The sequence below is a fragment of the Kribbella shirazensis genome (genome assembly GCF_011761605.1).
GTDB classification, from domain to species: Bacteria; Actinomycetota; Actinomycetes; order Propionibacteriales; family Kribbellaceae; genus Kribbella; species Kribbella shirazensis.
In genome coordinates, this window is sequence record NZ_JAASRO010000001.1 from 8,361,203 (window position 1) to 8,375,430 (window position 14,228).

Genomic DNA, 14,228 nt, shown 5'->3' on the forward strand with positions numbered 1-14,228 from the left:
TTCAAGGCCCTGTAGCCGTCGACAGGGCATCGACGCCCTGTCACGAGAGTGTCGCCCAGGGTTCATGGTCGGTGAGGAACCTTCGAGATGTGCGAATCGTGATGGTGGCCGAGACCTTCCTGCCGCAGATCAATGGGGTGGCGAACACGGCTCGCCACGTCGCCGACCGGCTGCGCGCCCGCGGGCACGAGCTGTTCATCATCGCCCCCGGCCCGGGCCCGGACAGCTACGGCGACGTCGCGGTGCTGCGCGCGCGGAGCTTCCGTACGCCGGGCTACAAGGAGTACCCGGTCGGTCTGCCGGACCCCTCGATCGAGCGGGCGATCGCCGACTTCAAGCCGGATCTGGTCCATCTCGCCTCGCCGTTCATCATCGGCGCCTACGGGCTGCGCGCGGCCCGCAAACTCGGCGTGCCGACGGTCGCGATCTTCCAGACCGACATCGCCGGCTTCGCCCGTCAGTACCCCTGGTACGCCGCCGCGGACCGCGGCATCTGGCGCTGGGTACGACGGACGCACTCGCGCGCCGACCGTACGCTCGCCCCCTCGTCCGCCTCCGTCGACGCCCTGGTGCAAGGCGGCGTACCGCGGGTGCACCTGTGGGGCCGCGGGGTGAACCTCGACCTCTTCGACCCCGCCCACCGCGACGAGGAATGGCGCCGCCAGCTCTCGCCGGACGGCAGGCCGATCGTCGGGTACGTCGGCCGGCTGGCGGCCGAGAAGAAGGTACGGCGACTCGCGGAGCTCACCGACCTGGACTGCCGGATCGTGATCGTCGGCGACGGCCCGGACCGCGCCTCGCTGGAGAACGCGTTGCCGACGGCAACCTTCCTCGGGATGCGCCGGGGCGCCGACCTGGCGTCGATCTTCGCGGGCCTGGACGTGTTCGTGCACACCGGCGAGCACGAGACCTTCTGCCAGACGATCCAGGAGGCGCAGGCGTCCGGCGTCGCGACCGTCGGCCCGGCCGCGGGCGGTCCGCTCGACCTCATCCAGCCCGGCGAGAACGGTCTGCTGTTCCAGCCCGGCGTACCTGGATCGCTCCGGGGCGCTGTGAAGACGCTGCTCGATCACCCGACGGCGCGGGGCCGGATGGCCGCGAGCGGCCTGCGGCGGGTGCAGTCCCGGACGTGGCCGGCGGTCGTCGACGACCTGATCGATCACCACTACGCCGAAGTACTCCGGGACGCCGCGGCCGTCCGGCGGGCCGCATGAGCGAGCGCAGCGAGCTCATCAGAAAGCACAGCGTGGTTCGTGCCTCATCGGCGCCCGGAGCGAAGCGAGGACGCCGATGAGCTCGTTGCGGATCGCCCAGCTGGCGAACTTCGTCGGGCCGACGTCCGGCGGGATGCGGACCGCGATCGAACACATCGGCCAGGGGTACGCCGAAGCCGGCGCCGACCGGATCGTGATCACCCCGGGCGAGAAGGACGTGGTGATCGAGACCGAACTCGGCACCGTGGTCCGGGTCAAGGCGCCGAAGGTGAGCGGTGGCTACCGGCTGATCACGAACCCGTGGACCGTGATCGACATCCTGAAGAAGTTCCAGCCGACCACGGTCGAGATCTCCGACAAGTCGACGCTGCTCCCGGTGGCGCGCTGGGCCCGCAAGAACGACATCGGCACGGTGCTGTTCAGCCACGAACGGCTGGACGCGATGCTGGCGCTGGGCGCGGCCCGGCCGGGTCAGCTCGGCGGCAACGACGTACTGCGGCCCGGCCGGATGCTCGGCGACGCCACCCAGCGGTGGGGTGCGGACGGCGTCAAATACAGCCAGCTCGGCATGGTCGCCACCGTCGCGGCGCTGTACAAGATCCTCGGCCGGACGTACGACGCGGTGGTGGTCACCTCGCGCTACGCGGCCGCCGAGTTCGACGAGGTCACGACGCCGCTGGTGCGGATCCCGCTGGGCGTGGACCTCGACACGTTCCACCCGTCGCTCGGTCAGCCGGCGGACGACGGCGTCCTCAAGCTCGTCCACGCCGGACGGCTCTCCCGCGAGAAGAGCCCGCACCTCGCGGTCGCCACCGCCGCCGAACTGCACCGCCGCGGCGTGACGCTACGAATGGACGTCTACGGCACGGGCCCGCACCTCGACGAACTGATCGAGATCGCCGGCGACGCACCCGTCACGTTCCACGGCTACGTCGACGGCCGCCGGACCCTCGCGAAGCACCTCGCCGAGGCCGACATCGCCCTGTCCGTCTGCCCCGGCGAAACCTTCGGCCTCGCCGTCCTGGAAGCCCTGGCCGCCGGCACCCCGGTAGTCACCGCCAACACCGGCGGCGCCCGCGAACTGGTCGACGAAACCTGCGGCCGCTGGGCCCCCGCCAACCCGTCCGCCCTCGCCGACGCCACCCTGGCCCTCGCCGACCTCCCCAACCGCCGCCAATCCGCCCGCCACCGCGCCGAGCTCTACAACTGGCAAACCTGCGTAGACCGCATGCTCGCCCTCCACACCACCCTCACCCGCTCCCGCCTCGCTGCGTAACCGGTTGACGACAGCACGCGGCCGCCGGTTGCAAGAAGCGGCAAGGCAGTTGCGGTCAGGTCCGGTTAGGCGATAGTCCTTTGCCTTTCGCCGGTGTTACTCGGGGTGCGCCGGATTCCCCTGCCCTGGAGATTCGATGCGCCGCGCCCGAAAACCCGCCCTGTTCCGCACCGCCCTCGCCGCCGCCCTCGCGGCCATCACCATCCCCTTCATCGCCCACGCCGCCCTCGGCGACGAGAGCGCGCTCACCGCCCCGACCGCCCAGGTGTTCCCCACCCGCACCGGCATCGGCGTCACCTGGAACACCACTGACGCCACGACCTACCGCGTGGAACGCAAAACGGCCACCGACTGGCAGGACGCCAGTGGCCCCCTGACCGGTACGACGTGGGTCGACGACACCGTCGCGGCGGGAGCGTCCGCCGACTACCGGGTCGTCGCGACCGCCGATGCCGAATTCGCCACCAGTCCCGAGGTCCACGCCACCCGCCCCGCCGAAACCCCGGCGACCGGCGACATCGACGTACTCGCGCTCGATGCCAGCCACGCCGGCGAAGTGACGTGGCTCCAGGACGAGACGGCTGGTCCGGTGACCGCGTCGGCCGCGGCCGATGGCTCCCGGACGCTGTCCGCCGGGTCGCTCAAGCTCAGAATTCCGGCATATTTCGCCGGGCCGGGGTACTACAGCCTGCGCGACCAGAACGGCGTCACGCTTACCCAGGGCGAACGCAGCTGTGAATCCGCCGCCACGTTCCGGGTCTCGGCTGTCACGTACACCGCCGACGGGGAGCTCGAGACGCTGGCCGCCTCGCTGGCTGCGGGCACCTGCTCCGGCGCCGCCTCAACAGCCTGGTACGAGATCCGCTACCGGAGCGCGGTCGGCTATCAGATGCTGAGCGTCACGCCCGAGCCGCTCGACGCCGGCCGAGTACCGGTCGGGACCTCCAAGGCCCTGACGCTCACGCTGAAGAACACCGGCACCGAGCAGATCACGTTCGACAGCATGGAGCTGAACGTGACGAATCCGTGGACGCTGGCTCGCGACTGTGAGCGGTACTTGGCCCCCGGCGCATCGTGCCAAGCGACGCTCACCTTCACACCTCCGAGCCCTGGCGACTGGTCGGCACGGTTGTCGATCCGCGACTCCACCGCAGCGTCGTCGCACCAGGTGTTGATGACCGCCGTCGCCACCAGCCTGCCGACGCAGCCGGGACAGCCCGGGATAGCGCGGAGGTACACCGGTCACACGGTGAACTGGCCGACCTGGAAGACCGCCGGGGGTACGCCGGTCAAGGGGTACTTCGTGCACCGGTACGTCGGCGGGTCCGAGACCACGTTCTTCATCGAGGCCAACCCCAACCTCGCCCAGATGTCCTGGGACGACTCCGAGGCCCCGGCCGGCGCGCAGTACGCGCTGTCGGTCGTCAACGAGATCGGCGAGGGGCCGGTCGGCGCACGCGCGACGGTGTCCCGGGCGACCGAGCAGCTCGTCCTCACGAACGGCGTCGACAAGGGACTGACCACAGCCAGCGTGGCCGGATTCGCCGCCGACCAGGACGACAGCGGGCAACCGAGAGCCGCAGTCGCCGCCTCGCCGGACGGACGGTCGATCGCGTTCGTGACGGTCGGCATCGACAAGTCGCTGTGGACGCAGACCGTCGCGCCGGGCGGTGCCGGTGAACCTGTCAGTCTGTGGACGCCGGACGTTGCGATCACGCACCTGGCCTGGTCGCCGGACGGCACCCGGATCGCGTTCCAGGCGCCCGAGAACGGGACCTCCTGCGTATACGTGATCGCGGCCGCCGGCGGTACGCCGGAGAAGGTCGCGTGCGACCTCACCAGCCCGAGCTGGATGCCCGACGCCCGGACCCTGGTCGTGGTCGACCGCCGGCTCGAGCCCGACCGCTTCGCCCGCGTCCAGGCTGCCGCCGGCGGTGCCCGGATCGCGACGGCACCGGCACCGGCAGCGGCCGCCGACGGCAAGCCGGTGCGGGTCTCGCCCGACGGACGTACGGTCGCCTTCGGGGACGGGCAGGCCGTCAAGTACGTCGACTTCGGGACGGACAAGGTACTGACCAGCCCGTCGCTGGACGGGAACGTCCACGCCATCAACTGGAACCCGGACGGCCGGGTTCTCTACGCCACCGCCGCCAGCCAGGTCTTCAGGTTGGACACCGAGTATCCGACCCTCAAGCAGGCTCTGCCCTCGGGCAAGGTGCTCAGCGGCCAACTGGACGTCGCTTGGCAGCGGCTCGCGCCGACGATCGCCGCCCTGCCTGCCGTTGTCGGTTCACAGACGTCGATCGCGTTCGAGGGCTCAGCGCTGTCTCCCGGTACGACGTACACCTGCACACTGACCGGCGGTACGCCGGCGCCTTGCACGTCGCCGTACTCGGTGAGTGGTCTGCGCACCGGTGAGCACTCGCTGACGGTCACGGCGACCGAACCCGATGGGCGGGTGACTTCGAGATCCCGCACGTTCTCGGTCGACGCGAGTGGGCCGGTGGCTCGGGTCACCGGGCCCAACTACCAGTCCTCGGTGGCGGCGACGGCGAAGGTGACCGTGACGGCGACGGACCCGGCCAACGTGGCGCCTGCGATCGGCGTGGCGTCGTACGACGTACGGTACCGGCGGGCGACGTCCGCGGGGGCGTACAGCGCGTATGTCCAGCCGTGGACGAACACGACCGCGACCTCGATGGACCTGGCCGTCGCGGCCGGGTACGAGTACTGCGTTTCGGTGCGGGCGAAGGACAAGCTCGGGAACGTCGGGGTCTGGAGTGCCGACCGGTGTTTCTCGCGGCCGTTGGACGACCGGTCGTTGGCGATGGCAACGACCGGATGGGCCCGGGGATCGTCGACCAAGTTCTACTTCGGGACCGATACGCAGACCACGGCGTCCGGGAAGGCGTTGACGCGGACCGTGCAGGGCAAGCGGTTCTTCCTGGTCGCGACGCGGTGCCCGAGCTGCGGAGCGGTCGCGGTGTACGCCGGAAGCAAGTACCTGACCACCGTCAACCTCGCCTATCCCACGACGCATTACCAGGTCGTCCTTGGGCTGCCGGTGCAGAGCACGCTGTTCAGCGGGACGCTGACGATCCGGACGGTGACCAGCGGCAAGATGATCCAGATCGACGGGCTCGCGGTCGGGCGCAGCTGAGGTACCGGACGACAGACACCCCTAGAGCTAAGGGTGTCAAGCGGCTTGGGTTGTGGCGCGGTGTGACCAGGCGGTTTGGGGGTTGTAGAGGGTGTGGGTTTTGAGGCAGCCGTGGAGGATGCCGACGAGCCGGTTGCCGATCTGGCGTAGCGCGGCGTGGTGGCCGAGGCCGCGGCCGCGGAGTTGGTCGTAGTAGGCGCGGACATCGGCGTCGTGCAGGGTGGCGGCGCTGGCCCACAGGTCGATGGCGTTGACGAGCCGGTTGTTGTGGATGAACCGGGCGTGCACGGTTTTCAGTTTGCCGGATTGGCGGGTGATGGGTGCGGTGCCGGCGTAGTTCTTGCGGGCTTTGGCGTCGGCGTAGCGGCCGGGGGCGTCGCCGAACTCTGCGAGCACCCGGGCGCCGAGGATCGGTCCGAGGCCGGGCTGGCTGCGGTAGATCTCAACGTCCGGGTGCCGGCCAAAAGAGGCCTCGACCCCTTCCTGCAGGGCAGGGATCTGGGTGTTCAGGGTCTGCAGGATCGCGACCGTGGAGCCGACCGTGGCCGCGTAGGCGGCGGTGATGATCTCGGGCTGGCCGAGATGCTCGGTGCGCAGCGCGGCCTGCACCGCCGCGGCCCGTTCGGCCAGGTCGCCTCGCCGCCCGGCGGTCTTCAACGCCGCGGTGATCTGGACGATCGTCAGTTTCGCCGCCGCTGCCGGGGTGGGGGCCTTGGCCAGTAACGCCAGCACGTCGGCACCGGTCAGCGTCAACGTCCCTTGCTGGTAGGCAACCAGCGCGGACGGGAAGTACTCCCGCAGCGCGGCCCGCAGCCGCAGCAGGTGCCGGGTCCGCTCCTGGATCAGCGACTGATGCGCCCGGGCGAGCACCTTGACCCCGTCGGCCAGCTCGGAATCGGCCGTGACCGGCCGCAGTTGATGCCTACGGGTCCGGACCAGGTCGGCCAGCGTCCGGGCATCGGTCTTGTCGTCCTTCGCACCCGACAACGACAAACTCTCACGGTGCCGGGCAGCAAGTTTCGGGTTCACCGCGAACACCACATACCCCGCCGCCAGCAACGCGGCCACCCACGGCCCGCGATCGGTCTCGATCCCGATCACCACCTCCTCCGGACCGGCATCATCGCCCAGGAACTCCGCCACCAACTCGTGGAACCGAACCATCCCGGCAATGCCCTCGTCCACCCGCCCACGGGCCAGGACCCGGCCCTGGTCGTCCTCGACCTGCAGGTCGTGATGCCCTTCGGCCCAGTCGTCACCCACAAACAACACAACAACTCTCCCATCGCCTCCCGACCAATCCCGGCAGCCCGCGAGAGACCTTGAGCGCCCTAATGGATCAGTGCTCACACCAACCAACCAGCAGCGGTGGGCACGACACCCCATCAGCCCTACAATCTCCCGCACCACCAGCGAGGGCACGCTCTGTCGTCAGGACTCAAACAGTCCAGGAGGTATGAGTGCTCACCCGCCAGCGGCTACCAGCCACCGAGTCTGCCAGCGACCGACCCGGTAACACCCATTAGGAGGTATCCCGGTCTCGGCCTCCTCGGGGGCCGGGGCTGAGCGTTGGCAGCTGCTCAGGCCGGCGCATACCTCCTGTCGTTCGGCACCGTCACGTGAGGTGGTCGTAGTCGCCGCGGGTCCAGGCGGCGTGGCGGTCGGCGGAGCGGCGGACTACGGACTTGGCGTCTACGGGGATCGAGGCGCCGAAGTTGTTGTAGAGGCGGTCGTAGTCGAAGGGGTCCAGGGAGCGGGCCACGCGGTCGACGACGGCGCCGGAGAGTGGGATGCGGTTCGGGTAGCTGCGCATGAAGCTGACCGAGGTGCGGTCGGGGTTGGCGAAGATGGTGTCGCCGGACAGGATCACGCCCTTGCCGTCGGCACCGTTCGCCCAGTGCACGACCGCGCTGCCGGGGAAGTGGCCGCCGGGCTGGATGAGGGTCACTCCGGGTAGTGGGGTGAGCTCGCCGGACCACGTGCGGATGACCGGGTCCTTGCGGGCGACCCACTCCTGGTCGGCCTCCGAGACGTAGACGGGGACGTCGCCGAGGCGGTGGCTCCACTCGACCTGGACGCCGTACATGTGCGGGTGGCTGGCGACGATCGCGACCACCTCACCCAACGAGCGGACCCGGCGTACGGCGTCGTCGTCGAGGTACCCGATCGGGTCCCAGAGCAGGTTGCCCTCCGACGTTGTCAGCAGCATCGACTGCTGCCCGATGCCGACCGGCGGCTTCGAGCGGACGCCGTACAGGCCGGGCTCGACCTCGTCGATCGTGACCTCGGTGCCGGCCGCGGCCAGCTCCTCGAGGGTCGTCCAGTGCTGCCCGTCGGCGGGTACCCACTGCCGCTCGTCGGCGCAGATCGCGCACACCTCGACCTGCTCGGAGTGCTCGACCGCACAGGTCGCACAGATCCAGAAACTCACCGTGTTCTCCTCCTCGATTCCGGCCTCGCCGAGAGTCTTCGTGCTCAAGCTCGGTTGAAGTCAAGTCCATCGGCAGCGCCCCGTCGAGGGCCACTGCGCCGGCGCCGTCGCGGGCCACTTGCGAGAGCGATGTCACACCTGACAGGACATTTCGGGTCTCCCGGCAGGACTAGCATCGAACCGGCCTGGTTTTCACCCGGCCGAGCCACGGTGCCGTTGCCAGAAGGCCGGCAGCCGCACCCGCTCTGTTCCGAGATCCGATCGGAGGGTCGGTTTGCCCAGCAAACCAGCCGGCACGCTCTACCGCGGCCGGGAGGGCATGTGGTCATGGGTCGCGCACCGGATCACCGGTGTCGGGATCTTCTTCTTCCTGCTGGTGCACGTGCTGGACACCGCGCTCGTCCGGGTGTCGCCGGAGGCCTACAACGAGGTCATCGGCACCTACAAGAACCCGGTCGTCGGCCTGCTCGAGGTCGGCCTGGTGGCCGCGATCCTGTTCCACGCGTTCAACGGCGTCCGGCTGATCCTGGTGGACTTCTGGGCCAAGGGCCCGCGCTACCAGCGGCAGCTGATGATCGGCGTCGGCGTGCTCTGGGTGGTCCTGTTCGTGCCGTTCGTGATCCGTCATCTGACCCACGTGTTCGGAGGCTGAGATGAGCGACATCGCGGCACCGCGCAGCAGCACCAAGGCCCGCTCCCTCAAGGGCGGCGGCCGGAACCGCTCCGGCCAGACGAACTTCGAGCTCTACAGCTGGCTGTTCATGCGGCTGTCCGGGCTCGCCCTGGTCGTCCTGGTGCTCGGCCACCTGTTCGTGAACCTGATGCTCGGCGACGGGATCAACGCACTCGACTTCGGCTTCGTGGCCGGCAAGTGGGCCAACCCGCTGTGGCAGGTCTGGGACCTGCTGATGCTGTGGCTGGCGATGCTGCACGGCACGAACGGCCTGCGCACGATCGTCAACGACTACGCCGAGAAGGACCAGACCCGGTTCTGGCTGAAGGCCCTGCTGATCACGGCCGCGATCGTGATCGTGGTTCTCGGCACCCTGGTGATCTTCACCTTCGACCCCTGCCTCGACCCCAACTCCACGTTGTCGGTCTGCACGAACAAGTAAGACTCTGTCGATTATTGAAAGGGCGGGCATGCAGGTCCACCAGTACGACGTCGTCATCGTCGGCGCGGGCGGTGCGGGGATGCGCGCCGCCCTCGAGTCGAGCAAGCGGACCCGTACCGCCGTACTCACCAAGCTCTACCCGACCCGCTCCCACACCGGCGCGGCCCAGGGCGGCATGTGCGCCGCGCTGGCGAACGTCGAGGAGGACAACTGGGAGTGGCACACCTTCGACACCGTCAAGGGCGGTGACTTCCTGGTCGACCAGGACGCGGCCGAGGTGATGTGCAAGGAGGCCGTCGACGCGGTCCTCGACCTGGAGAAGATGGGGCTGCCGTTCAACCGGACGGCCGAGGGCAAGATCGACCAGCGGTTCTTCGGCGGCCACACCCGCAACCACGGCGAGGCCGTCGTACGGCGCTCCTGCTTCGCCGCGGACCGTACCGGTCACATGATCCTGCAGACGCTCTACCAGCAGTGCATCAAGCAGAACGTCGAGTTCTTCAACGAGTACTACGTTCTCGACCTGCTGATGACCGACGGCAAGGCGAGCGGCGTGGTCGCGTACGAGCTGGCCACCGGCGAACTGCACGTGTTCTCGGCCAAGTCGGTGATCTTCGCGTCCGGCGGTTTCGGCAAGGTGTTCCGTACGACGTCCAACGCGCACACCCTGACCGGTGACGGCATGGGCATCGTGTGGCGCAAGGGCCTGCCGCTGGAGGACATGGAGTTCTTCCAGTTCCACCCGACCGGCCTGGCGGGTCTCGGCGTACTGCTGTCGGAGGCGGCCCGCGGTGAGGGCGGCATCCTGCGGAACAAGGACAACGAGCGCTTCATGGAGCGCTACGCGCCGACCGTGAAGGACCTGGCGCCGCGGGACATGGTCGCCCGCGCGATGGCGAACGAGGTCCGCGAGGGCCGCGGCTGCGGTCCGGACGGCGCGTACGTGATGCTCGACCTGACCCACCTGGAGCCCGCGCACATCGACGCGAAGCTGCCGGACATCACGGAGTTCGCCCGCACCTACCTGGGCGTGGAGCCGTACACCGAGCAGATCCCGGTGTTCCCGACCGCGCACTACGCGATGGGCGGCATCCCGACCAACATCAAGGGCGAGGCGCTGGCCAACAACGACGACGTGATCCCCGGTCTGTACGCCGCGGGTGAGGTCGCCTGCGTCTCCGTGCACGGCGCGAACCGCCTGGGCACGAACTCGCTGCTCGACATCAACGTCTTCGGCCGCCGGGCCGGCATCGCCGCCGCGGAGTACGCCGAGACGGCCGAGTTCGAGGAGCTCCCCGAGAACCCCGAGTCGTACGTCGTGGACCTCGTCGAGGGGCTGCGCAACTCCACGGGCGACGAGCGGATCGCCGCGATCCGGGCCGACCTGCAGGCGACGATGGACCTGAACGCGCAGGTGTACCGGACCGAGGGGTCGCTGAAGCAGGCGCTGGTCGACATCGAGGCACTGAAGGAGCGGTTCAAGAACGTCGGCGTGCAGGACAAGGGCCGGCGGTTCAACACCGACCTGCTGGAGGCCGTCGAGCTCGGCTTCCTGATCGACCTGGCCGAGGTCCTGGTGGCCGGCGCCCTGGCCCGCAAGGAGTCCCGCGGCGGGCACTTCCGCGAGGACTACGACAAGCGCGACGACGTGAACTTCATGCGCCACACGATGGCGTACCGCGAGGTCGATGCCGAAGGCAACGTCAACATCCGGCTCGACTACAAGCCGGTCGTGCAGACCCGCTACAAGCCGATGGAGCGCAAGTACTGATGGACGTCAAGGTCAAGATCCTCCGGTACAACCCCGAGGTCGTCGACGAGGCCGAGTGGAAGACGTACGCCGTCACGCTCCAGCCGACCGACCGGGTGCTGGACGCGCTGCACAAGATCAAGTGGGAGCAGGACGGCACGCTGACCTTCCGGCGGTCCTGCGCGCACGGCGTCTGCGGCTCCGACGCGATGCGGATCAACGGCCGGAACCGGCTGGCCTGCAAGACGCTGATCAAGGACCTGAACCCGGAGAAGGAGATCACAGTCGAGCCCATCAAGGGCCTGCCGGTGCTCAAGGACCTGGTCGTCGACATGGAGCCGTTCTTCGACGCGTACCGCTCGGTGATGCCGTTCCTGGTCACCAGCGGTCACGAGCCGACCCGGGAGCGGATCCAGTCGCAGGCCGACCGGGACCGCTTCGACGACACCACCAAGTGCATCCTGTGCGCGGCCTGTACGACGTCCTGCCCGGTGTTCTGGTCCGACGGCCAGTACTTCGGCCCGCAGGCGATCGTCGGCGCGCACCGGTTCATCTTCGACAGCCGCGACGAGGGCACCGAGCAGCGGCTGGAGATCCTGAACGACAAGGAAGGCGTCTGGCGCTGCCGGACCACCTTCAACTGCACCGACGCCTGCCCCCGCGGTATCGAGGTCACCAAGGCGATCCAGGAAGTGAAGCGGGCGCTCATCTTCCGTCGAGTGTGAGCTTGGCACCGGAGTCGCATAAGATTCCACCGCCGACCTGACCCTGCCTCGCGGGGACACCTGTGCCTTGGGGGGTGACTTGTGGAGCCGCGCCTGCGTGAGTTGTCCGACCGCTACTACCGTCGCCTGGTAGAGCTGTTGGAACGCTGCGGCCTTCCCCGCGCCATGCCGCCGTTCCTCGTCCTCGGGGTGTTCGCCGCGACCACGTCCATCGTGCTCGCGCTGGTGCAACTGACCTCGCAGGAGGCGCCGGCCGTCAAGCCGATCGGCATTACGCCGGCGGCCGCTGGGGCACCGGGCAGCAAAGTGGTGAACTCCGAGCGCGCCCAGGTGCTGTCGATGACGATGGTCACCCGGAACCGCTGGGCGGCCGGCTGGTCCGACTGCACCACCGGCCCGAGCTGCCGGTACGCCGCGGTGATCGACCGCGACGGCGCCCGCGCGACCGCGCCCGAGTGGCCGGTGCCGTACGCGACGCTGCAGGCCGGGAGCGAGGCGATCGCGGTCGCACCGCCGTTGGAGGGCACGCTGGCCGGCGGCGCGACGATGATGTTCCGGCTGACGTACGACGGCCCGCTGCTCACCCGGCTGCGGCACCGGATGCCGACCACGACGTTCGCGAAGAACGAGATCCTCACCGACCAGATCGTGCCGGGCCGGATCGTGGTGGTGAACCCGGAGGAGTCGACGGTCCGGATGCTGCAGGCCCGCGGTACCCGGTCCCCGGTCTGCGACGACTCGGGCCGCTGCTGGATGCTGGGCGGGATCGGCCGCACGGACATCGTCTGGACCGACGACGGCGGCAAGACCTGGGGTGCGCGGTCGCTCGACAGCCACAACCAGCTCGGCCGGCTCGCGGTCAGCCCGAACGGCCGCACGCTGCTGACCACCGCGGTCACCGTCGGCGCGAACGGGCAGTCCGTGGCGAAGATGCAGCTCTCCACCGACCGTGGGGCGAACTGGACGACGGTCCAGGACCCGCCGCCGAGCCTGAAGACCGCGCCGCTCGCGTTCGACGACGGCACCGCGCTGATGCTCGGCGGCCGGCACGGCGACCGCCCGCGGCTGTACCGGGTCCGCGACGGCGCCGCCAAGCTGGACCGCGGCTACCCCGGCGACCTCGCGGACCTCGAGGGCGACGAGCACCTGATGTACGGCTTCGAGGTCCCGAAGCGGCGTACCACCGAGGTCGTCCTGAGCACCGACGCCGGCGCCACCTGGACGAAGTTCGCCCCGCGCTAGTGGTGTTTCGCCGCGCCCTTGAGCACCTTGTCGACGGCGTTCTTCGGCCCGTAGAGGGCGATCCCGACCAGGTCGAGCTCGCTCGTCCCGACCGCCCGCACCGCCGCGCGGTTGTCGCGGTCGTTGCCGGTCGCGAACAGGTCCTGGGTGAACACCGAGTGCTCGATCCCCCGCCCGAGCGCCCGCTCCTGAGCCGTGGCCATGAACTCCTTGGACCCCTCGAACACCATCACCGGCTGCCGGAACATCGGCAGGTACCGCACCCCGTCCGCATCCTCGTACGGCTCCCCCACGACCTCGGGATGCGTCCCGGCAATCCCGCTCACCAGGAACGCGGTCACGTTCAACCGCTGCCAGACCGCCAGATCGTCCCGCAGCAACACAGCAATCTTCGTAGCGAACTTTTCCACAGCTCACATGCTCACGACCGAGCCCTGCGCGGGTCTTGTACGTTCTAAACCACCTCAGCAGTACGGCGGGTTCGACGTGACCGCCGTACAGACCCTGAGGAAGAGGTTGAACAGCCGGTAGAGCTGCACCATGTCGGCCTCCACCACGACCGTTCGGTCGTCGCGGCGGGATACGCCGGGGATTGCGGTGAGGTGGGAGGTTACCGAGGCGGACTGCCAGCGGACGGCGAGGGTTTGCGGGCCGTTCGGGGTGGTGGGGTGCGGGACGTTGGTGAGGGCTTCGGTGGTCGTCGACTCGATGGCTTCCCGGGCCTCGGCGACCGGGACCAGCTGAGCGGCGAAACGGTCCTTGGCGAACTTGACCGGGACGGTCGCGACCGCGGGGTCCCAGCCCTTCATCTCGTCGCAGGCGGTGTCGTCGCCGGTCAGGAGCGCCACCGGTACGCCGTACGCCGCCGACGCCGCGTGGAACAGGCCGATTTCGCCCGTGGGGCGGTCGTCCAGCCAGATGTCCTCGATCTCGTGGCCCATGAAGCTGTGACTCAGGACGCCGAGGACGCCGGCCCGGGCGTGGAACCCGACGCACAGCGCGGCGTCGTACTCCGGCGTCAGGCCCTCCATCATGCCCATCGGCTTCGGGCGGCCCTTGATCAGGCGGGCGCGCGGGTCGAGGAGGTCCGGCAGCAGGTTGCGCATCGGCCCGTGGGCGTCGTTGACGAGTACTTCGGTCGCGCCCGCGGCGTACGCACCGCGGACGGCGGCGTTCACGTCCTCGGTCATCAGCACCCGGGCCCGCTCGTAGTCCCGCCCCGGCGGCTGCACGTCCTCCGCGTCGACGACCCCGGTGACGCCTTCCATGTCCGCGCTCACGTAAACCTTCACACGGAGCAGCGTATGTTCTGAGG

The 14,228-nt window shown here is 69.3% G+C and carries 12 protein-coding genes; 8 read left to right on the top strand and 4 right to left on the bottom strand.

Features of this window, described 5'->3' with window-relative positions:
- Positions 1-89 precede the first annotated feature (89 nt).
- The 3 genes from BJY22_RS39825 (at position 90) to BJY22_RS39835 (ending at position 5,650) form a co-directional block, all read left to right on the top strand.
- The gene (locus tag BJY22_RS39825; RefSeq protein ID WP_337759813.1) at positions 90-1,214 is read left to right on the top strand and encodes a glycosyltransferase family 4 protein; all 1,125 of its coding nucleotides are present in this window, start codon (positions 90-92) and stop codon (positions 1,212-1,214) included.
- A 76-nt stretch (positions 1,215-1,290) separates the two neighbouring features.
- A complete protein-coding gene (locus BJY22_RS39830) occupies positions 1,291-2,490 on the top strand; it encodes a glycosyltransferase (protein ID WP_167217318.1) in 1,200 nt (399 codons plus the stop codon).
- Positions 2,491-2,626: 136 nt separating this feature from the next.
- Positions 2,627-5,650, top strand: coding sequence for a choice-of-anchor D domain-containing protein (locus tag BJY22_RS39835; protein WP_167217320.1), 3,024 nt, complete (start codon positions 2,627-2,629; stop codon positions 5,648-5,650).
- A gap of 36 nt (positions 5,651-5,686) precedes the next feature.
- On the opposite strand, the gene BJY22_RS39840 is transcribed toward BJY22_RS39835, so the two are convergent.
- A complete protein-coding gene (locus BJY22_RS39840) occupies positions 5,687-6,922 on the bottom strand; it encodes an IS110 family RNA-guided transposase (RefSeq protein ID WP_167203593.1) in 1,236 nt (411 codons plus the stop codon).
- A gap of 343 nt (positions 6,923-7,265) precedes the next feature.
- Positions 7,266-8,129, bottom strand: coding sequence for an MBL fold metallo-hydrolase (locus BJY22_RS39845; RefSeq protein ID WP_202891480.1), 864 nt, complete (start codon positions 8,127-8,129; stop codon positions 7,266-7,268).
- A gap of 226 nt (positions 8,130-8,355) precedes the next feature.
- Between BJY22_RS39845 and sdhC the strand changes: the two genes are divergently transcribed.
- From sdhC to BJY22_RS39870, 5 genes are all read left to right on the top strand, one after another.
- On the top strand, positions 8,356-8,733 hold the full coding sequence (sdhC, locus tag BJY22_RS39850; protein WP_167217322.1) for a succinate dehydrogenase, cytochrome b556 subunit: 378 nt from the start codon (positions 8,356-8,358) through the stop codon (positions 8,731-8,733).
- 1 nt (position 8,734) lies between these two features.
- Positions 8,735-9,196: a succinate dehydrogenase hydrophobic membrane anchor subunit gene (locus BJY22_RS39855; RefSeq protein ID WP_167217324.1), complete on the top strand. Its 462-nt coding sequence runs from the start codon at positions 8,735-8,737 to the stop codon at positions 9,194-9,196.
- 28 nt (positions 9,197-9,224) lie between these two features.
- Positions 9,225-10,967 (top strand): succinate dehydrogenase flavoprotein subunit, encoded by a 1,743-nt coding sequence (gene sdhA / locus BJY22_RS39860; protein WP_167217326.1) that lies wholly within the window; start codon positions 9,225-9,227, stop codon positions 10,965-10,967.
- Entirely contained in the window at positions 10,967-11,671 is a 705-nt protein-coding gene (locus BJY22_RS39865; protein WP_167217328.1) for a succinate dehydrogenase iron-sulfur subunit, read from the top strand. The genes sdhA and BJY22_RS39865 overlap by 1 nt, the downstream gene beginning before the upstream one ends.
- Before the next feature lie 81 nt (positions 11,672-11,752).
- Positions 11,753-12,913: a WD40/YVTN/BNR-like repeat-containing protein gene (locus BJY22_RS39870; RefSeq protein ID WP_167217330.1), complete on the top strand. Its 1,161-nt coding sequence runs from the start codon at positions 11,753-11,755 to the stop codon at positions 12,911-12,913.
- On the opposite strand, the gene BJY22_RS39875 is transcribed toward BJY22_RS39870, so the two are convergent.
- Together BJY22_RS39875 and BJY22_RS39880 are read right to left on the bottom strand one after the other, a co-directional pair.
- On the bottom strand, positions 12,910-13,323 hold the full coding sequence (locus BJY22_RS39875; RefSeq protein ID WP_167217332.1) for a DUF2000 family protein: 414 nt from the start codon (positions 13,321-13,323) through the stop codon (positions 12,910-12,912). The genes BJY22_RS39870 and BJY22_RS39875 overlap by 4 nt on opposite strands.
- Before the next feature lie 54 nt (positions 13,324-13,377).
- Complete coding sequence (locus BJY22_RS39880) at positions 13,378-14,205, bottom strand: M55 family metallopeptidase (RefSeq protein ID WP_167217334.1); 828 nt, start codon at positions 14,203-14,205, stop codon at positions 13,378-13,380.
- Positions 14,206-14,228: the final 23 nt, after the last annotated feature.